This is a genomic window from Clostridium sp. D5, assembly GCF_000190355.1.
Classification (GTDB): Bacteria; Bacillota; Clostridia; order Lachnospirales; family Lachnospiraceae; genus Faecalicatena; species Faecalicatena fissicatena_A.
In genome coordinates this window covers 162,900-184,444 of sequence record NZ_GL870815.1, presented here as the reverse complement: position 1 = coordinate 184,444, position 21,545 = coordinate 162,900, and the positions used below count along the sequence as shown (strand labels likewise).

The window sequence follows — 21,545 nt, the reverse complement described above, 5'->3', positions numbered from 1 at the left end:
TAATCCATAAATTCTCCTCCCTCCATAATTTAAACCGTCCAAAAGGACGGCTATGTACAGAACGCAAAAAAGCCGCTTGTTCTATTTTTAAGAACAAACGGCTTAAATTGACTACCCTATTTTTTCTATATAACCGCGATAACGTTGTCGTTAACGAGTATTATTTTCAATAACCCATTTTTGAACTATAACTCTTATTATAATGCCGTAATCGTGGTTTTTGTTAATGTTTTATTCTTTATTTCTGTCTGGATAGCCGTATACAAATCCACATCAATTTCTGGTGCTTCTATCGATACTATTAATGAGTATCTAATGAATGAATTATATTTTTTCAAGTTCGTCCTTGATTTCCACCATCCGCTTTTAGGATAAACAATTATCAAATTGCTTTCCGATAATTGACTGGCTGTCCCTTCCCAAATATCAGAATGTATCGAACCGACATTTCGATTATTTACCCCTAATGTCCAACGTGAACTATCATTTTTCACTTCACCTTTTTCGTTTTCATCTTCACGCATTTCTTTACTAATACGTTTTATGAAATTTTCTCTGTCTTCAATTGGGTTATTAACATCAAAGGATAAACCACAAGAAGGATATCTATACTTATCTTTCCATCCAATCTCACCAGGTCCCGGCTCTATATAATATGATAAAGTGACTCGCATTTTCACATTTGCATTTTCACAATCTAAAAGCAGTTCTTTCGGCCACGGTAAAGTATGTATGTGCATTTCATTGCAAGTTACACTGCCACTTTCCTTTTTAACAAATGGCTGTAATTCATCTTCCACAATCAAATTAACACTATTTTCCGCGCTCCACATTGCTTTATCTATATTGGGAACCCCATAGCCGCAAATTCTAAGTAACCTTCTATAATCATTTTTCGAAAACTTAGCACTGCTACTGATACTTCTTTTCATTTCTTTAGTCCAATCAGCAGAATGTATCATTAAAGCACGTACAGTTTCAGGCCATAAATCTGGATATTTGCTCCAAATCTCAGCTGCCATCCAAGATGCTTGTGCTACCGCAGAACTAGTCATTGAAATAATATCAAATGGCCTTCTCATTAAATGCTGATTACTTGTCGTAAGCAGAGAAAGATCCTCTGCCTCTGTATAAAAATCATCAGTTTTACTATATGCAACATTGCCACCTTCAAAAAGTATTTCCGGCTTAATCGGCCATTTTTTATGGTTCCAGGTTAAAGACGACGAAGTATACGGGGAAATATCACCACATTCCGCTAATGGTTCGAATCCCTTATATAATGGATTATCTATCTGGTCTAATTCCGTATAAGCCCCTACGGTAATAGCATTCCAAGCTTGTCCAGGATCTTCGACAGAATGATTTTCTACAGCATCCTTATAGTTTCCCGTCTCTTTTAACTCCTCAAGAGTTGTATTTCCAGCCGAAACAAGCATCAGCTTTTTAGCCTTTTCCACCGCTTCCTCTTCCGCTTCTGAAATAATAGCATCTAATGCCCCTGACCAAGAGGAAGGTCTGCCATCCTTATCAATATTTGTATTTGCTGTTATCGCCATACATATCACACGATTTGTATCGGGGTTTTCTATTTCTGCTAAGCTAATTGCCTCTGCTGTCAATTCTCCATATAATTCTTCTGGATTATCGTCTGGTCTATCCATCATTTTAACGGATTCCAAAAAATGATAAGCCTCAAATACATTCATTGATTCCAGTTTGTCTTCTAACGTAAAAAATGCGGCTATACCAGCCATATTCGTACCATGTCCATCTTTATCTTCAGGACCTTTTGACAAATCTATTGTCTGTCTATCAGTATCTTTTAATAATTTTTCTAATAAAGGATGCCCATTGTTAACGCCTGTATCTAACAGACATACCGAGGTATCAGTCATATTTTTTGTGCTAATTCTTTTTGCTAAATCATCACTCCATGCCCTTTGATCTGCGCCCTTCATCTCAATAAAAAAGGATGTAAGTACAGACATTTTTCTATATTCCGCAATTCTTGAACTATATCCCAATAACTCGGTCAATTGTCTTCCATTTGCATTAACTCCTACTACGATTCTTTCTGGAAACAATATATGCTGTGTTTTCGTCTTTATGTCCAAACTTTTGCACAGGCTAAAAAACTCGTTCTTAACTTTTGATACATCTTCCTTTAATTCATAGCGCAGCCACACTTCACACCATATATTTTTATCCTCTTGCGGAATTGCTTCTTTATTACCAATCCAGAAAGCTTCTAACATAGCTGCTTGTATGCTCTCCACTGTACCGATAACATCTGTGCCCGACTCTTTTCCAACATATTTTTCAATTTTCTTTATAAAAAAATCGTGCTTTTTATTAGGAATAAAGATAGTTGCCGATATAACATTATCACTATCAGTTTGTATATTTGCCAACCTGATTCCTTGACTTGTATTTTCTAAACTTCTAGTCAATAAATCATAGCCAGCTTTTCCCTTAACCTGCAAGTAAACACCTTCTCTTGCAGATGCAGAAACAGCCAATTTGTCCTTGCATGACTTCTCCGCTTCTTTCCATGCAAGATCAAATTGGCTTTCGATCCATTTTCCATGCTGAATTCTATTGCTTCTTGGAGGATAATTCGTTTTTCCACTGCCTCCAGTGACAGGTCTATATTTTAAACCTTCCCCTGCCTCATTAATATAAATATTCTTTAAATTTCTACCCATTTAGTATATTATGCCTCCTTGAATCTATAAAGGCCTTTCCTATCCTGTATATATGATAAAATCATTGCCTTGCTTATATTTTCGTCATTGATTAGTGAATATTTAATTGCCTCTTCACAGGCTCTTACGATATCTGCATGGTTCAATCCTTTTGCACTTTCATAAACCTGATTATCAAAAACCTCATTTAGTGCCAAGCCATCCAAATGGTTTTCCAATATACATTGTATTTGGCCTAAATCCGGCAGCTTGTATTCAAGTACATCATCAAACCTTCTAAACAATGCCTTATCTAATAATTTGGGATTGTTGGTTGCAGCAAGAATAATACTATATGAATCATCATTTTCCAGATACTGCAAAAATGAGTTTAAAATTCTTCGCATCTCCCCAACATCATTATCCAAGGAACGGTCAGAACCTATAGCATCAAATTCATCAAAAAGGTATATCCCTTGTATTTCCTGTATGCAATCAAATACCTGCCTTAATTTAACGCTAGTTTCACCCATATATTTTGTTACCAGCTTATCTATTTGGATAACATATAGCGGCAAGCCCAATTCGTCAGCTAACACTGAGGCTGTCATGGTTTTCCCGGTTCCTGGTTCACCTACTATTAAAATCTTACTACGATTCTTCAAACCATTCTTCCTTAGAAGCTCTCTCTTGCGATATTCTGTAATGATTCGCTGCACCTTGATCTCTAATTCCTCTGACAAAACCAAATCATGAAAGCTATATTCAGCGATTCTCTGTTCTAACATGTCGTATTTTGTATTAAACTTAACAAGTTTTTTCTGAGCTTTATATTTGGGATTCTGAACGATCTCTTTAATTTCACGCGCACTTGCAGTATGGCCTATTTTCGCCTCATGAGCCGCTATCTGAAGCGCTATAGACTTAAACTTTTCATCGTTATCTTCAAAATGCATTCTCATTAATGCCTTTACTTGCTCAATGGTAGCCATACTTTCACCTTCTTTCTACTAGCTTTATATTATCATAGTTTATTCAATCCTGCACCAAATATTGTAATAATTAGCACTAACTCAATCATTATTTTTATGGCCTAACCCTTCTAAAATTATTGCTATGTATTCGTAGCACCACCTTGCGTGCACTCATTAAAAGCTAAAATACAGATACCAAAAAAGCTACGGTGTAACCGTAGCTTGCCATAACAAAACTCATCCAAATATAATTTGTCGTAAATCTGTCGTAAATTACCTTTTCCAAGCGCGGAACCCCTTATGTTTACTGGCTTCCCAGACTTTGGATTACCTTTCGACCCCGAAGAATTCATTCTATTCTATAGGTTATTATAACCCATTATATGTGGTTATGCAAGCAGTTTTTTGGTCAATATTACCAAAAATCTCACGTAAATTATTATAACTCGTTATAAGTAATCTTCGAAATGTCGTAAATTTGTCGTAAACTCTGTCGTATAAGCTGTAAAACACCCGCTGATTAATCTTAAGGCTTTTCTGGGAGATGCTGCTTTTGACTGCACTGAGATTTACAAATAACTTTTGCAGGATGCACCTTTTAAAAAAGCCTTCACCCCCTTTAATGAGCGGCTCTCTACGGAAGATTCACACTGTCCTTTCAATAAATATGGTATCCCCTGCTGTCCCAAAGATCCTTCTCTTTCTATAAAACGGGAAGGTAGCAAATCACATCTGCGCTGCGGAGATTCCACATACAAAATCAGGGGGAACGTTGAAAAAGCAATCAACCATTTCAAGGACAGCTTTTGTGTGGCAGGGCGCATAACACAGAATGAAAAGACACTCCATGCGGATTTACTGCTTGCGGGCATATCCTAACTTGTAACCGTCATGGTTGCAGATAAACTTCATAAACACCAATATATCCGCAGTTTAAAACCTCTTATAGCATAGAGTTTCCGTAAAAAGGGAATCTCAAATTCCTGTTATAAGTGTGCCCTTTTTTTCACATAGCTTTTCATACGGACTGTGCGGTAAATGCACAATCCTGTACGGAACAGCTGCTTCATTGACTACTTTGTTTTCTTCTGTTTAAGTATGAATCATAATTACAGATATTGAGCAAAAAATGTTTCCATAGCTTCAATTGCTGCGTTCTCATCTGATCCGGCGGCTTCCAGCATCACCGTATCACCGCCCGTCACGCCCATTGACATAACCGCCATTATTTTCGTTGCATCTACTTTTACTTCGCCCTTTACCAATGTAATCACACTTTCAAATTTCTTCGCTTCTTTTACCAGCATACCTGCTGGTCTCGCATGAATTCCCAATGGGTCTTTGATCTGGTAATTAAATTTTTTCATACATTAACTCCATTACCTATAATATCATCCATTACTTTTTTTGCGTTCATCGCGCCAAAATCCTGCGGTGCGATAACCATGGTCAGTTTATTCCCCGCCTTAGCTGCAACATCGTCTTTGGCAAACCGGATTTGAGGTCCCAGTAAAAATACCTCCGCTGATTCAATGTAATCATCAAGCTCAACCAATGGCACAGCATTTACACTGCCCTCAATCCCCCTTCTTTTCAGCTCATCTTCCAAACGCAGTCTCATAATTCCGGTACTCATTCCCGCATTACATATTAACAAAATATTCATTTTGTACTTCTCCTTTTATTTATATCTACATACTTTCCTCTTTCAATTTTTGCTTCTCATATACTTTAAAGAATGGTAAGTATATCAATATATCAATAACAATCAGCACAAGTATTAAGAGCAGTGCTTTGACATCCATTGTATCAATTAACGCTGCAATTGGTGCAAACATATTCCAGCTTGCATATGCAAATGTCCGCGCTACTAATCCCGAACTCATCGCCAAATATGTCAGAACTCCATTTAACGGCATTACGATTATAAACGGTATCATCATGATCGGATTGTACATCAGTGGCAGACCGAAAATCAAAGGCTCATTTATATTGAATATGGCAGGAATTACTGAAATTCTGCCTATGGTCCTGATTTGTTTTGATTTACTCGAAGCTGCCAAAAAGGCTAATCCAAGTGTCGCACCGCTTCCCCCGATTGCCATAAAATTCCACCAGAATGGTGTTGTTACAATACGCGGCAGCGCTACTGCTGCCGTTCCTGCTGCAAATGCGGCAGCATTGATACCAAGGTTATTGTAAAAGAATGGGTCGAGTGCACTTGTAATTACCGAGTCATGAATACCAAACCACCAGAAAAGCATTACGACTACGGACAAGATAATAACGCCCCAGATATTGTCTACGGCTAATACGAGGGGACTCATCAGCATTGCCATAAATGCCGGGAACGCACCGCCCGTTAATGCTATCATGATATTACTAACGATAGAAATTCCCAGCAAAACTATCATAATAGGAATTAAATTGCCGATCGAATCTGCAAGTGCAGGAGGTACTCCGCCGCCCTCCAGATTGATACGGCCAATTTTTTTCTCTGATAAAAACCGATATGTCTCAAACGTCACAATGGATACCAAAATGGCCGCAAACAAACCTGTCGCATCGAAATTTACAAAGGACAGGTTCCCTTCTTTATCCAAACCTGTCGATATAACAAATGATGCAGTTGTTATAATAACAGGTACAAATGTATTCATTTTATAATGCTTTGCCAGGAAAAATCCAATCCCCATTGCCACATATAATGCCATAAACGGCATTGTTACCGCAAATAATAGATTCAGAACGGGTCCCGTAAAGTCTGCCAGCGCTTGCCACCCCTTCATAATGGAACACAAAATTCCCGGCTCCATTGTTGTGTAATCCATTGGCGGAGATGTAATTACAAGGGAAAAACTACCAATCGTAAACAACGGCACCATTGCTAAAAAAACATTTTGAATAACTTGTAAATATTTTTGCCGTGACAATTTATTCGCTGCCGGAGCAACTTTCCTTTCGATTAAGTGATTAAGTTTATCCATTTTCCTTATTCCTCTCTTGTTCTATAAAATTTTTATACCAATAATAGCTTTTTTTAGGTATTCGTTTATTATCATTATCAAAATCCACATAAACAAGGCCGTATCGCTTATTGTAACCATTAATCCAACTGTACAGATCCATCGTTGACCATACAAAATATCCTCTTACATCACACCCCTCTTCCATAGCCTTTAAAATCCATTCTATGTAGCTTTTCAAAAAATCTATCCTGTAAGTATCCTGTACCTCACCATTTTCTAAATTATCATAATACCCTAAGCCATTTTCTGTAATAATCACTGGCGTATTGGGATAAATCTTCCTTAACTCAAGCAATAAATTATAGACAGCTTTTGGGTAAAGCTCACATCCCCAAGCGTTTTTCTCGGTATCGGGGTCTTCATCCAGGACGAACCAATTCTTAATAATTGTTTCGTTTTTCGTCACCCCATCACCTGTATTATTCGCCGTCATAGATGTTTCTCCACCCTGATAGGGCTTCACTAATGTCCGGTCATACGCATTAATACCCAGATAATCTACTTTGCCCGCCATGAAAACTTCTTCATCCTCCGCTAAGATGTAAGAAGTATCGAATCCATCTGCTTTTAACTTGTCAATTAAATCCTGCGGATAAATTCCTGTGACACTCACTTCGTTTACGGAACGGTTATAAAACAAATCTGCCCAATATTTTGCCTTTTGATATTCTTCATTGTCCACTAATGTCTCAATCGAATAGCTGTCACTAACAATTCCGATCGCCCCATTTAGCTTCATTAATTTATAGACCTTCACCGCACTTGCGCTTGCTATAAGAAGATGGTACATTGCCCGCCACCTCCGCTCAAGATTCTGTACATTCGGCGGATAATTCCCTCTGCCATAACAGCAAATCGTATCATAGCCCGGCTCATTAATCGTTGCCCACAGGTTCACTTTACCTCCAAATTCTTCAAAGCATATCTTTGCATATTCCGTATAAGCCTCAACCGTATCACGATTTTCCCATCCCCCATTCTCGTATAACGGCTGCGGTAAATCATAATGGTATAAAGTAACCACCGGCTCCACATGATACCGTTTGCAGGTATCCAGAATACGGTGATAGAAATCAATCCCCTCTTGACTCTTTTTCCCCCTTCCCTCGGGTATAATCCTGGTCCATGCAATGGAAAAGCGGTAAGCATTTTGGTTCCCTTCTGACAGCATTCTTATATCTTCTTCATAACGGTGGTAATGATCGCTCGAAATATCTGCTGTTACCGGATTTACATTGTTTTTCTCGCTATGGCAAAAAGTGTCCCAATTCGACAAGCCTTTTTGGCCCTCTTTCCATCCGCCCTCGCATTGGTAAGCGGCTGTAGCACTCCCCCATAAAAAGTTATTCATTTTCTCTTTACCTTGCCTTTCTTTAATAAATATTTCTTAAATATAGCTTTTCATAAACGGCACTTTCCTGAAATAGCGCAAATCACCTTTTCAAATCAGCTTTTTCGTTATATAACGAAATAAATTCTTTGGCAACTCTTTCATACATTAGCGTTGTCATTAGGTGGTCTTGTGCGTGAACCATAATAATACTATACTCCAGCTTCTTTCCGGTTGCTTCCGCTGTCAGAAGGGAGGTCTGTGCCCTGTGTGCATTCACCATTTGCTCATCCCCTTTTTTCATCAATTCCTCCGCTTCTTCAGCTTTTCCCTCTTTTGCTCTATCTACAGCCTGGAAAAAGTAGGAAAATGCATCCCCAGCATAACTAATGATTTCAAATGATATCGCCTGCATTTCTTCTTGATTCATAAGCTTTGTCCTCCTTTTGAAATTCAGTCTACTTTATTTCTAATTTCTTTACAAATCTACGTTTGCGGTGTACCACGCAAAACCATTCATTGTTTTTTCCGAAACCTTACCCTATAATATTTCTATAATAATCTTATGCTTCATGTAAAAACCAAACGTGCGGTTTATTGTTTTTAACTGATTGCGTATTTCATCCTATATTGTAGTAGAAGGGAGAAAGTTATGGATCGTTTTAGTGATCGAAAAAGAAGAATCATAATGGAAATTGCGAATGCGAATCCATCTATTACCGGTAAGTCATTAAGCCTGCTGCTCAATGTTTCTATACGCACTATTCAGACAGAGGTTGCTGAAATCAACCAGCAATTATTTTTGATTCATTCCTCGAATAAAGGCTATTCTATAGATACAGAGAATTACGCTCTATGCAGCCAGCATATACAGCCGACTCAAAGCTATGAACATTTGATACTGCGCAAATTAATATCCTCTAACAAGCCATGCCAAATAGATGACTTAGCAGACACTTTTTATCTCAGCACAAGCAGTCTGGAAAAAATATTAAATTCGTTCCAGCCTCTTCTCACCTCACATGATCTGCATATTTCGAGGAAAAAAATGCATATCCATATTGAGGGCAATGAACTAAGCAAACGAAGACTAATCAACCATCTTATATTTGAAGAGACAACTCCTACTTTTGCTAATTTTAACAATCTTAGCCTCTACTTTCCTAATATAAATACCGGAAGAATGAAGTCTATTATCATAAACTCGATCAGTAAATTCAACTACAGCGTGGATAATGCTTATTTATCGAATATTATAATCAATATTTCTATCGCTTTATATCGTATGAAGGATGAGTATTACGTAAACGAAATCACTTATCATGATACTGCCAGTTTAAGTGTTGAATTTCAGATTGCGCAGGAGATTTGCGAACAATATGCGGAACACTGGCATATAGCGCCGACAAATGCCGACCTGGCCCACATCGCAACACTTTTATCCGGTCAGATCAAACCACTGTCTGAAATATCGGATACTGCATTTGCTTCTGAAGTCATGACTTCAGAATTTCTCAATAAAATCAGCGATATTCTGCTGAGTAGTTTTACTTACTATATGTTAGACATTGATTATTCCGATTCCTTATATGCATTTGCACTACATGCCAATAATATGATAATACGGCTCAGAAACATGCAGACTGTAACAAACGGCATTCTTGAAAACATTAAGCGCAACTGTCCTTTCATTCATGATGTCTCTGTACATATTGCGAAACAAATAGGGGACACATATCACCTTTATATACCAGATTCGGAGATAGGATATATCAGCGTTCATATAGGTTATTTAATTGAAAGTGCCACAACAAAAAGCAGCAAAATAAAGGTTACGCTGCTATGCCACGAATATCATCATATTATGGCAAGAACAAAAGATAAGCTTATGAATCAATTTTCAGAATTGGTTGATATTTCAATCGCAAATTTTGAACAAGAACAAGCCATCACATCCATGGATGCCGATCTGTTCATTACAACTGCCCCGATGACTATTGCCGGAGCAAAAACGATATGTATCTCACCGTTTTACACAAATAAGGACTACATAGAAATTGACAGAGCCATACATGCTTGTTTAAAGAAAAAGCAGGAAAGCAGATATAATCAACTATTGTCCTCCCTGTTTCACGAAAAACTATTTTATAGACAAGAAGATTTGAACACAAAAGAAGCGGCAATCAAATTTCTTGGACAAAAAATAATTGATTTCGGATTATGTGAAGAAGGATTTATTGACTCCGTTCTCTTACGTGAAGAATTATCGTCTACTTGTTTTTTTAACACATTTTCTATTCCCCATGCAGTAGAACTAAACGCTAAAAAAACTATGTTTTGTATTTTGATTAACAAAAAAGGAATTATATGGGATAATCAAAAAATATATATCGTATTAATGATCGCTGTAAATGCCGATGACCGTAAGCGGTTTATGGAGATTTATAACGGAATTGTACAAACACTAGAAACTCCGGAAAAGGTAAAGTTATTAATATCTGCCGACACACATGTAGATTTTATCAATTATCTAAAGCGGCATTGATCATATTCATACACTGAGTGCCAGCCGAGTCCCGGACGGAGGCTATGTCCCACGGAATTAATCATTGCTGGTACCCGTTAATGTTTTTACTCAACAGAGTCTACGCCGAATCTATCTTTACATACGGAGATACTTATACGTTCTGTGGCAAGGGGGTATTCGACATTGCCCTGGAAATGCTCTCTAAGAAATCTGCGGAGGAACTAAGGACTGGGCTGCTATAAGATTTTGTGTACCTCAGATGATTCAGATAGATAAGTTAGATGGAAAAGATTTGGTGTAAAATAATAAATGCCGCCCATTAGGATTTACAGAAGTCCTTGAGGGCGGCATTTCGCAAAAGAGATTGATTAGAACTGAAATTAAAGAAAGAAATAACAGGCGGCTGTCAGGAATATATACGTCCCAGCAAGTGGAATTTAGTCTTGTCCCCTTTAAAAACACGTCTAAAGACCGCTTTCTTAACATGCCCAGAAAGCTCTTTCTGAGCAGACAGCTTTGTTATTTCTCTTCTTGATTGTATCACTTAATTCTACTTTTAGGAATACTAAAAGTTGGTAATCGCTCTTTTTGTAAGAGTAATTGCCACTTTTCTTTTTGCCGTTTTCAAAGTGGAAATAAACTTTTCACTTCACCGACAATCTGAATTGTTCCATCATCATAGCCTTACCTGATCCCCCCCCTTTGCTGTATGATCTTTACTAACTACCACCAACAACTACAGGAACTCCCGTTTCAGCTAGCATCTGCTTTATTTCAGCCATACTTTCTTTGCTTGGCTCTTCAATATTTCTAAAATGATATGTTTTTCCAGTAGAATCCCACTTAGATTCACCAATCTGATGAAAAGGCAACAGATGTATTTCTTTTGCTCCAATCTCTGCTGCGATATGTGCGACTTCCTGCATATTTTTCCTGGTATCGTTAAATCCAGGAATAACTGGAATCCGAATTATCACAGGTCGATTAAAATCGCTGACTTTTTTAAGATTTTCAAGAATTAAACGGTTCCCTTTTCCTGTAAACCTTCTATGCATTGTGTCATCACAATGCTTCACATCATATAATACCAGATCTGTATAATCAAGTACTTTCTCAAATTCATTCCACGGCGAATATCCACAAGTTTCTATTGCAGTATGGATACCTCCATGTTTTAACTTTTGTAATAATTGGGCCGCAAACTTCCAATACACCAAAACTTCACCGCCGCTAAGCGTAACTCCGCCGCCTGTGGTGTCGTAAAAAATTCTGTCACGAATAACTTTTTCATATACTTCATCAACAGTATAGTAATGGCCTGAAATTTTTCTTGCACCAGCATAACACACATCCACGCATTGTTGTTTCAGCAAACAATTTTGCTTTTCTGTCTTTATCTGATTATCAACCACACTGATTGCTTGTGTTGGACACTCCACAACACAAGCACCACAGCCAATACAAAGTTCATCGTTAAACAATAATTCTGGCAAAGGATCATGGGTTTCCGGATTATGGCACCACTGACATCGCAGGGGACAGCCTTTAAAAAACACCAGACTTCTGATTCCCGGACCATCATGCACAGAATATCTTTGGATATCTGTAATAACAGCAATATCACCTTGCGCCATCATTTTTTTTCTATCATTCAACTCTTGTTTCATCTCCATTTTCCTTTGCCATTACATTAAATATTATGCTTCGTCTTTTTAATCAATACATCCTGCATCTCTTTAGGCAATGCAATAAAGTATGCTGAAAGACCTCCCATTCTAACCCGCAAACTTCTGTATTGATCCGGATTCACCTGTGCATCAAGTAGCACTTCTTCGTTTACACCGGTAATCGTAAGCATGATTCCACCCAAATCCAAGAATGCTTTAATCAATCCGCATAACCTCTGTAAGCCATTGTTTCCTGACGTTTCATTAGAGTTAACCTGCATATCTAAAGGACACCCTGTTGAAAATCGTTTTAGATCTGCGGCTACTACGGATTTAATTGCTGCTGTCGGCCCTTCTTTATCTGCACCAAATGCCGGTGAATAGTTACTGCCTATTGCTTCCTGAGCATGACGACCGCTTGCCGAAGCGCCTACTTTATGTCCAAACTTACTGTAGTTTTCAAATGTTCCTATTCCAATCGGCATAATTACATCTGGATACTTTTTACTTAACTCTTCCGTCTTTTCCTCAACATCACGAATCATTCGTCTTGCTATACTATCTACATATTCGTCATCATTTCCGAATTTTGGAGCACGATTAAGAAGCATTTGCCTTAGCGGCTCATTACCCGCAAAATCATTTCTCAGTGCCTCTGCTAATTCCTCAATTGAAATTTTCTGCTCTTCGTATACTAATTTCTTAATGGCAGCCAAAGAGTCAACGCAATCGGACAGACCAGTGATTAATGGTGAAAAAATTGTATACTTTGCACCGCCAGCAGTAATATCCCTGCCGTTCTCTACACATCCATCAATCATTGCAGAAATCATCGGATCCGGAGCTATCTTATAAGATGCTCCATAATATTTGATTCTATTTTCAGTTACTTGAACCAACTTATGTAACAGCTGTTTGCGGAAGCCCTGGTAAAATTCCTCAAAATTTGTATATTGAGCAAGTGGGCCATAGTCCGGCCCTTCTTTCACTCCACGAACCAAACTATCTCCTCTTTGCATCTGGTATTCTAAAAGCTGTAAGGCTTCCATGTGCGCATATGAATAATGTGATTTACCAGGAATCAAAGTTTCCCAACAACCATCATTAGAATAATCTCTGGCATCCTCTACCGGAATTCCTAACCTTACATATCCGTCTATAATAGGTTTATCATTGTATATTACTGGTTCGCCACTTCCAAACCGCAGGATATCTGCACACGCTTCATACAGCTTTTTGGGGGCCTCCGGCCCAAAACGTACTGATACGACCGGTGTAACCACCTCCAAATATCCCCAAACTTTTAAAAACAGATAAGTCAGATCATTGGTTCCGTCATTTCCATCCGGTTTTACTCCACCCAGAATAACATTTAAATCCCAATGGTTTGCTGAGACCCCATAATTATATGATTCATCATTTTCCAAGTCAATAAACATCGATATATCTTCCGGATCACTTCCAAATGAATATGTGGTTGAATCAGTATGATCTTCCCAATGTTCCGGATTCATTTGCACCCGTTCATTAAACTTTACCAGAAAACTGGTTACCAGTTCTTCAGCCATCTGTTCATCGATTATCTCATTTTCAATGTCGTTTTTATAGTATGGATACAAATACTGGTCAGAACGTCCCAGTGGAATATTTTCCATATTGCTTTGCAGGCAAAGATAGATGAACCATACACTTTGCAATGCTTCTGCAAATGTTTCTGCCGGATAATCCGGAACTTTATCACATCTCGCCGCAATATCAAGAAGTTCCTGCTTCCTTACTGGATCTGGCTCCTTTTCTGCTGCTATTTTGTTCATTTCCTTATATCTTCTCGAAAATGCACTGATTGCATCAAGTGAAATTGTCATTGCCCGATATAAATTCTGCGTCTCTGCATCCTGATTCTCTTCTTTATTACGATACTCTTCAATCCTTGCCCGAAGACCACACAACCCTTCTTTTAAAATTCTTTCGTAATTAGGCGGTTGATGCCCCCAGACTGACAAGGGTGATAAGTTTACCTTTGCCGCCTCACTAAGTTCCTCTGGTAACGCATACTCCACATATGTATGACCAAACCCGATCATTGACATTCTTGCTATACCTGTAATCAGTTCATCTTTCTTTAATTCCGCTGGCATATGTTCCAATACAAACTTACTCGCCAGTGCTTTACGAACCACTAATGGTTCTTTTTTTACTTCTTCGTTATTTAAAATGGTTAAGCCTTCACCCCACCATTCCTTTTTTGTATAAAATTCAACATCAAACAGACGTTTTTTTAGTTTCTCCATACGATTCATGATCTTCCCCCCTTTTCTAATTCTTTTGCTGCAAGTAAGACTGCGCCCTGCAGTACGATGGCCTCGCCAAGTTTGCATTGTACAATATCATAACGCCCTTCATTACTGATAAACTGACGTTCTTTTGTATGTTTGCGAATCATATCAAAAAGTGGCTTTCCAATCAATGAAACACCACCGCCAATTGCAATACGTTCCGGCTGAAATAAACACAAGATTGTTGCAAGTGCCATACTCATTCCTTTTGCAACACGGTTCAACTCCCTGATTGCAAAGTCATCATTTTCAGCAACTGCTTTTCCCAATATCTCACAATTTAATTTGCTGATATCATTATAGCACAATTGGATCATAAGGCTATCCTGCGGTACATAGTTTAAGGTTTGAAGGCGATTGTTTATCGCCCATCCTGAACACAATGCCTCCAGCCTGCTGTCAGTGCCAGCTTCCTTTGCTGTCCAATCGGCAATTCGTGATTGACCGAGTTCTCCTGCTCCTACACCCTGACCATCGTATAGCTCTCCATTTATAATGAGCGAGCCACCGATACCGCTGCCAATATTTGTATAAAAGAATTGGCGAGTACCTTTACCGCTGCCGAGTACATATTCCCCCCAGCCTGCCGCACTGGAATCATTGTATATATAAGTTGGTATAGAAAAGGTGTTTTCAAACCAGTTTTTAAGGTTAAAATTATCCCAACCCGATACTTGAACGGATCTAAGCAACATGCCTGTTTTTGAATCCAGCGGACCTCCAAATCCTACACCGATCGCATCAATCTGTGTATTGTTTAATTGCTGTTCCGATATCATTACTTCTAAGTTATCTTTAAGCCAATGCAAGATCCCTGTATTACCGTCCTTAACATCCACTTTTCCACGTACTGTTTTTATGAGAGTACCATCTGCATTCCCCAAAGCAATCTGCTGCTTTGTTCCGCCGATTTCTACACCTATTACCATACAAACACCATCTTTCATTTATCATAATTTTAAAGTATGCCTCAGGCGGACTTACTATAGCCCACCGGAGGCTTTATTTTGGAAGAAAATAAATATTATTTACCAAATTTTGCTTTCGCGTCTTCTACTACCTTCGCTGCACCTTTTAATCCAAAACGGGTAGCACCTAATTCGTATGCTGCAAGCATTGGCTCTAATGTGCTCACAGCTCCAGCAGCCTTTACTTCGACCTCCGGGTCGGTATACTTACGCATCAGAATCAAATCATGATGTGTTGCACCATCTGTATAGAACTTCCCATCTTCATCTTTCTGATAACAGTATCCGGTTGAGGTCTTAACAAAACCAACCTTATACTTGCTGCAAATTTTGCATAACTTTATTTTCTGTTCATCTTTGGTAAGCATATCATTTTCAAAGATGACCTTCAAAATCGCACCATAACTTTTGCACATTGCATTGACTCTACGAATTTCTTCGTCTACATAAGCCCAATCGCCACCAATCGCCTTCCCCATATTAATTACATAATCAACTTCCGTAGCTCCGTCCTCTAAAACCTGTTCTGCCTCAGCTAGCTTAATTTCCATTGTGCTGTTACCATGCGGGAATGCAATAACCGCTGAAACAAGAATATCTGTTCCTGCCATTAATTCAGCCGCTCGTTTAACATGATAAGGTTTTACACATACTGCACCGACATTGCATTCCAGTGCTACTTGGCATTCAGCTTCAAACTCTTCATCTGTCATCGCTGGATGCAGAAGGGAATGATCAATCATCTTTGCAACTTTATAAGAGTCTAACCCTGCTATACTTACTTTTTTTACTGCTGTTTCATCAATTTCCATAAATTCTTTCATTTTGTTATATCCTTCTCCTTTTTATTCTTTAAAATCTGCTACATTGTCAAGAGTAACGACCTGGATTCCGGTATCTTCTATAGCGCCTCCGTAGCTTTTACCGCCCATTATTTCTGCCGCTGCCTTCATACCCTGATACCCCATTGCATGAGGATCCTGTGCAATAACAGCCTGAATCACTTCACTTTCTACTAATGTTAATACGGTGGATGTTGTATCAAAACCAATGCATGGGATCTTGGTCTGTGCATCTCTCGCTGCATTTCCGCATCCCACTGATGCCTGCCCGGTTACACCGAACAGTGCAACTGCACCATTATTAATCAGGTTTGTACTTAATTCTTGAGCTTTCGATGTATCTCCATCGGAATATTGCACTTCACTGGTTGTAAAATTTGATTCTTCGATCACATTGCAAAATCCATCAATACGGTTCGTACAAGATTCAACTCCGGTCTGTGCCGAAACGATACCAATCTGCCCCTCTGTGATCCCTTCTTTCTCTAATGTTTTCAGCATCTGTCTCGCTGCTTCCTGTCCTGCTGCATAATTGTCGGTTGAAAAGGTTGCTTCACTCGCAAAGGTTGCTGCTGCATCAACGTAAATAATCTTACTACCACTATCCGCAGCTGCCTGCAATGCCGAATTACAAGCGGTCGGATCATTTACTGCAATCAGAATGACATCCGACTTATTACTTGCTGCCATGCCTATTTGCTCAATCTGCTTTGCATTATCTTTCGTATCAGGGGCATACCAATTGTAGTTAATGGTATATCCTTCCCCCTCTAATTCTGCGATTGCATCTTTTGCACCTTTATCCATAGATGCCCAATATGTATCCATCTGATCCATCGTTATCAAGGTAATATTATAATTTTTATCACTCTCACTTTCTGACTTTGCAGCTTCATCACCGGATTTCTTTGCTTTACTCACCTCTGCCTGGTCGGCCGGCGCATCTTGATTTGACTCGGTTGAGCAACCTGTCAACACAAGACCCAAGACCATTGATAATGCCAACATCATTGCTAATACTTTTTTCCCTTTCATTTTGCTTCCTCCTTTTTGAATTGATGTTTTTGTTATTCCATTTATTTAAAGGTATCATTACTATGGTAAACGAAATAAGCAATGACCTCCTTTACCGAAAATAAGGTTTGTTATTTGTCTTTTTTACCACTGCTTCTAATGATATCCAGAAGCACACATATAATAACGATTGTTCCGATGATAATATTTCTTATTGCAACCGGCGCATTTACAAATGTCAATCCATTTTGCAATACTGCCCAAACACCGGCACCAGCAATAACTCCAATCAGCAAACCACTTCCACCCAGAGTTGAGATCCCTCCGATTACAGCTGCCGCAACACCATACATTTCATATGTCATGCCTGCATCCATAGCACCCATTCCCGCCGCTGCCAGAACCATCAAACCAGTCGTAAAGGCGCAAAAAGATGAAATGAGATACGCTTTTGTAACCGTTGTCAGCACATTTACACCTGATAATCTGGCCGCATCTACATTAGAACCAATTGCATAAATATGTCTTCCTGATTTCGTCTTGCTTAATATGTAATTGAAAATAATCCAAATAATAATTGTAATCCAAACACCGGTATAGAGTCCTAAAAATTTCCCATAATAGAAAATATCTCTAAAGACCTGAGCCGCCCCCTGACCGATGTCACCGGTATTATAATTACCGTTTACGATCTGGGCGATTCCCCGGCCAATCGTCATCGTTCCAAGTGTTGCAATGAACGGCGGCAATTTAAATCCTCCTACCAGTACTCCGTTTACGCCCCCGACAACCATACATATAACGAATGCTACTAGGATGGACAATATAGGGTGTACCCCATTACACATCAGCGTTGCAGAAATCATTGAACTCATACCAATGACAGAACCTATTGATAAGTCAATATTTCCGGTAATGCATACATATCCCTGACCGATACCAACCAATAAATAGGGACAAGTTTGACGTACCAAACTCATTAGGTTGTGGGATGATGCAAAGTTTGTATTCATAACCGTAAACACAATCATTAGAATAATAACACCGCCAAAAGCTGTCAGTGCCTGCCCCATTCCTTTTTGTTTCGTCCACTTTAATAAAACATTTTTTTGTTTATCCATAAACCCTCTCCTTTACATTTCTACAGTTGTATCTTCTATCTTGTCTTTAAATTTTACAGCCAAAGTCAAAACACTTTGTTCGGTCGCTTCATCTGCCGAAACCTCTCCTGTCAATCTACCTTCACACATAACTAAAATTCTATCACTGATGCCCATTACTTCCGGCATCTCTGAAGAAATAATGATCACCGCAACGCCTTGCTTCTTTAGTTGATTGATGATCTGATAGATTTCAACCTTTGCTGCAACATCGATACCTCTCGTAGGCTCATCAAAAATTACCACTCTCGCATCTTGAGCAAGCCATTTTGCTACGACAACCTTTTGCTGGTTTCCTCCTGACAGAGTACCGGCATCAACCTCGGGACCCGACATTTTAATTGTTAACAATGCCTTCCCTTTCTCAATCATCTCATTTTCAACTTTTTTATTTATCTTGCCAAGAAATCCGCCTTTACATATCGTGTCCAGATTTGGTAATGCAATATTATCTCCAATAGACAGCAAGGTGCATAGCCCATCTCTTTTCCGATCTTCCGGAACCAAGACAATTCCGGCGTTAATGGCATCTACAGGTCTTTTAATAGATACTTCCTTTCCATCTACAAAGATTTGACCGCTCTCTTTTTGATCGACTCCAAAAATCGCTCTGCTGGTTTCAGTTCTGCCAGCTCCTACCAGACCTGCAAGGCCAACCACCTCACCGGCATATGCCTCAAAACTTATATTTTGAACCATTCGGCCGGCATTTAAGTTTTTAACTTCAAAAACTTTTTTGCCTCGCGGCACAACATCACGCGGAAACTGATTGGTAATTTCACGCCCGACCATATTTGCAATTAGCTGATCCATTGAAAAGTCTTCAAACTTACCATCTGTAATAAACTTTCCATCACGCATAATGGTTACGCGATCAACAATATGTTTTAACTCTTGCAGTCTGTGACTAATGTAAACAATCGCTTTCCCCTCACTCTTCAGCCTGTTAATAATCCTAAAAAGTTCTTCCACCTCTGCGTTTGATAGAGATGAGGATGGTTCATCCATAACTAAAATATTCGCATTCAGCATCAAAGCTTTTGATATCTCCACCATCTGCTGTCTGCCCACCGGAAGTTCACTCATCGTAGTATCCGGATCAAGATTGTCAATCCCCAATTCCCCTAACTGCTGTTTTGCTCTTTTTTTCATTTCCCGATTATTAAGTCTTCCGCCAACAACAAGTTCTCTGCCTAAAAAAATATTTTCAGCTACGGTAAGATGCTGACACATATTTAATTCCTGATGAATAATTGCTACGCCAGCTTCGACAGCTTTTTTGGTATTGAAATCTTTATCTACCTCGTTTCCTAAAATGGTAAGACTTCCTTCATCCCTTTTATATACACCACTTAGGATTTTCACAAGCGTAGACTTTCCAGCACCGTTTTCACCCAAAAGAGCCATAACTTCTCCTTTGCGTAACGTTAACTGGACATCATCCAGTGCTTTAACACCTGGAAAACTTTTGCTTACATGTTGCATAGAAACAACAACTTCTTCCATATAACGCCTCCTTATCCAGCTACTTTCCAAGACACGCATGAAACTTTACTTCTTATATTTTGTCTTTTTGCTGAAATTTTCTTTCTATTCAAAACTATAACATGCTTCCCAAAAACGGTCAATATGATAGAATTCACAAAAAGCACCTCTTATTTTTGTGCAAGTTTCTTTCATATGTTTATCTCTTTTTATTGACTTTTTGTTCCACTCAGGATATCCTATCTATTATAAACAGAAAGAGGTGATTCTAATATTAACTGAAAATATTGTAAATGTGATTCCTTATATTATGTCTCAAAAGGAAAATTTAAATGAATCGCAATGTAAGATTGCTGATTACATAATATCGTCACCTGGGAAAATCATTAATCAAACTTCAAAGGAAATCGCTGATACACTTAATCTAAGTGAGGCGACAGTCGTTCGTTTTTGTCAGCGGTTAGGGTTTAAGGGATATCGGGACTTTCGTCTAAAACTGGCCAAAGATCAGGGAAATAATTCTGTTATTCATGTACCTGAAGGAATTAATAGGGATGATTCAACTATTGATGTAGTCAAAAAAGTTATGCAGATTGAATATGAAGATATAAAATTTACTTTGGATATGATAAATGAGCATATTGTTTCTGAGGCACTAGAACTAATCACTAATTGTAATAAGCTGGCTTTCTTTGGTGTTGGTAGTTCTGCTCTTGTCGCCAGTATGGCTAAAGAGCATTTTCTGCATTATGGCAAAAGTGCTTACGCTGAATTTGAAGGTCTATCACAAATAGTATTGGCGAATACTTTGGGACCAGAGGATGTGGCTTTCGCCATTTCTATATCCGGACGCTCAAAAGTTCCGCTGAATGCAATGGAAGTTGCGGTAAGATCTGGAGCCCATACCATTTGTTTAACCCAGGATCCTTCCTCACCTTTAGCTAAAATGTCTGACTGTGTACTGCAGGTATATCGAAAAGATCATTCTATTGATGATTTGGGAACTGCAACAAGAATCGTACACATCTCTATTATTGATGCTTTAGCTGTTGCATATGCATCCGGTGATTGGGACCGCATTGCCCAAATTGCTGCCTCTAACCGCAAAAATTTTAAAGACTACCTATACGGATATTAATATGTCGGAATTAAAAACCGTGAAAACTGTTATATCATAACTTTATACGTTTTTTCTAGCCATTATATTTTTATAGTATTGTTAAAATGCAACAATCCTGTCTTTGACAGTTCGTCCAAGAACAAACCGCTGTAAGCCCTTTATTTATAAGGATTACAGCGGTTTTTCTCTGTGTCATAGAGTATGGTAATTTATTCTCTACTTTTAATTTTTTTCAGAAGCGTTTTTTATTTGACTTTTCATTTTTAATTAGTAGTCCATTCGAAATCCGCAGATTTCTTCTGAAAAAAGACGGCTGATTTGGCGGATACTTTTTATCTTAGCAAGGAACATCTTTCCCGCTTATTTAAAAAGGAAACCGGGCAAAATCTTTTTTCCTAATATTATG

Annotated in this window: 16 protein-coding genes and 1 pseudogene; 3 read left to right on the top strand and 14 right to left on the bottom strand. The window is 38.6% G+C overall.

Annotation, left to right across the window (positions count from 1 at the left end):
- Positions 1 to 197: 197 nt before the first annotated feature.
- Both HMPREF0240_RS16130 and HMPREF0240_RS16125 read right to left on the bottom strand, forming a co-directional pair.
- Entirely contained in the window at positions 198 to 2,708 is a 2,511-nt protein-coding gene (locus tag HMPREF0240_RS16130) for a S8 family peptidase (RefSeq protein WP_009004479.1), read from the bottom strand.
- An 8-nt stretch (positions 2,709 to 2,716) separates the two neighbouring features.
- Positions 2,717 to 3,679 carry an ATP-binding protein gene (locus HMPREF0240_RS16125; protein WP_009004478.1) on the bottom strand — a complete coding sequence of 321 codons (963 nt, stop codon included), beginning with the start codon at positions 3,677 to 3,679 and terminating at the stop codon, positions 2,717 to 2,719.
- Between the two features lie 489 nt (positions 3,680 to 4,168).
- On the opposite strand from HMPREF0240_RS16125, the pseudogene HMPREF0240_RS25060 reads away from it, so the two are divergent.
- Positions 4,169 to 4,540: pseudogene (locus HMPREF0240_RS25060) on the top strand (ISNCY family transposase); the annotation flags it as partial.
- 230 nt (positions 4,541 to 4,770) lie between these two features.
- On the opposite strand, the gene HMPREF0240_RS16115 reads toward HMPREF0240_RS25060, so the two are convergent.
- The 5 genes from HMPREF0240_RS16115 to HMPREF0240_RS16095 form a co-directional block, all read right to left on the bottom strand.
- Positions 4,771 to 5,028: an HPr family phosphocarrier protein gene (locus HMPREF0240_RS16115; RefSeq protein WP_009004476.1), complete on the bottom strand. Its 258-nt coding sequence runs from the start codon at positions 5,026 to 5,028 to the stop codon at positions 4,771 to 4,773.
- Positions 5,025 to 5,327 (bottom strand): PTS sugar transporter subunit IIB, encoded by a 303-nt coding sequence (locus HMPREF0240_RS16110; protein WP_009004475.1) that lies wholly within the window; start codon positions 5,325 to 5,327, stop codon positions 5,025 to 5,027. The genes HMPREF0240_RS16115 and HMPREF0240_RS16110 overlap by 4 nt, the downstream gene beginning before the upstream one ends.
- A gap of 25 nt (positions 5,328 to 5,352) precedes the next feature.
- A complete protein-coding gene (locus HMPREF0240_RS16105) occupies positions 5,353 to 6,648 on the bottom strand; it encodes a PTS transporter subunit EIIC (protein WP_009004474.1) in 1,296 nt (431 codons plus the stop codon).
- On the bottom strand, positions 6,641 to 8,041 hold the full coding sequence (locus HMPREF0240_RS16100) for a glycoside hydrolase family 1 protein (RefSeq protein ID WP_009004473.1): 1,401 nt from the start codon (positions 8,039 to 8,041) through the stop codon (positions 6,641 to 6,643). The genes HMPREF0240_RS16105 and HMPREF0240_RS16100 overlap by 8 nt, the downstream gene beginning before the upstream one ends.
- Before the next feature lie 82 nt (positions 8,042 to 8,123).
- On the bottom strand, positions 8,124 to 8,450 hold the full coding sequence (locus tag HMPREF0240_RS16095; protein WP_009004472.1) for a PTS lactose/cellobiose transporter subunit IIA: 327 nt from the start codon (positions 8,448 to 8,450) through the stop codon (positions 8,124 to 8,126).
- A 222-nt stretch (positions 8,451 to 8,672) separates the two neighbouring features.
- Between HMPREF0240_RS16095 and HMPREF0240_RS16090 the strand changes: the two genes are divergently transcribed.
- Entirely contained in the window at positions 8,673 to 10,565 is a 1,893-nt protein-coding gene (locus HMPREF0240_RS16090; RefSeq protein ID WP_009004471.1) for a PTS sugar transporter subunit IIA, read from the top strand.
- Positions 10,566 to 11,266: 701 nt separating this feature from the next.
- Here the strand turns inward: HMPREF0240_RS16090 and HMPREF0240_RS16085 are convergent.
- The 7 genes from HMPREF0240_RS16085 to HMPREF0240_RS16055 form a co-directional block, all read right to left on the bottom strand.
- Complete coding sequence (locus HMPREF0240_RS16085) at positions 11,267 to 12,214, bottom strand: glycyl-radical enzyme activating protein (protein WP_050794559.1); 948 nt, start codon at positions 12,212 to 12,214, stop codon at positions 11,267 to 11,269.
- A gap of 23 nt (positions 12,215 to 12,237) precedes the next feature.
- Positions 12,238 to 14,514, bottom strand: a complete 2,277-nt coding sequence (locus HMPREF0240_RS16080; RefSeq protein ID WP_035313786.1) for a pyruvate formate lyase family protein — start codon at positions 14,512 to 14,514, stop codon at positions 12,238 to 12,240.
- Positions 14,511 to 15,479, bottom strand: a complete 969-nt coding sequence (locus HMPREF0240_RS16075) for an ROK family protein (RefSeq protein WP_009004468.1) — start codon at positions 15,477 to 15,479, stop codon at positions 14,511 to 14,513. The genes HMPREF0240_RS16080 and HMPREF0240_RS16075 overlap by 4 nt, the downstream gene beginning before the upstream one ends.
- 95 nt (positions 15,480 to 15,574) lie before the next feature.
- Positions 15,575 to 16,342 carry a deoxyribose-phosphate aldolase gene (gene deoC, locus HMPREF0240_RS16070; RefSeq protein ID WP_009004467.1) on the bottom strand — a complete coding sequence of 256 codons (768 nt, stop codon included), beginning with the start codon at positions 16,340 to 16,342 and terminating at the stop codon, positions 15,575 to 15,577.
- A 21-nt stretch (positions 16,343 to 16,363) separates the two neighbouring features.
- Complete coding sequence (locus tag HMPREF0240_RS16065) at positions 16,364 to 17,395, bottom strand: ABC transporter substrate-binding protein (protein ID WP_009004466.1); 1,032 nt, start codon at positions 17,393 to 17,395, stop codon at positions 16,364 to 16,366.
- A gap of 110 nt (positions 17,396 to 17,505) precedes the next feature.
- The gene (locus HMPREF0240_RS16060) at positions 17,506 to 18,495 is read right to left on the bottom strand and encodes an ABC transporter permease (protein ID WP_009004465.1); all 990 of its coding nucleotides are present in this window, start codon (positions 18,493 to 18,495) and stop codon (positions 17,506 to 17,508) included.
- A 12-nt stretch (positions 18,496 to 18,507) separates the two neighbouring features.
- Positions 18,508 to 20,040: a sugar ABC transporter ATP-binding protein gene (locus HMPREF0240_RS16055; protein ID WP_009004464.1), complete on the bottom strand. Its 1,533-nt coding sequence runs from the start codon at positions 20,038 to 20,040 to the stop codon at positions 18,508 to 18,510.
- 241 nt (positions 20,041 to 20,281) lie between these two features.
- Here HMPREF0240_RS16055 and HMPREF0240_RS16050 point away from each other — a divergent pair, with 241 nt between their 5' ends.
- A complete protein-coding gene (locus HMPREF0240_RS16050; RefSeq protein WP_009004463.1) occupies positions 20,282 to 21,157 on the top strand; it encodes a MurR/RpiR family transcriptional regulator in 876 nt (291 codons plus the stop codon).
- Positions 21,158 to 21,545: the final 388 nt, after the last annotated feature.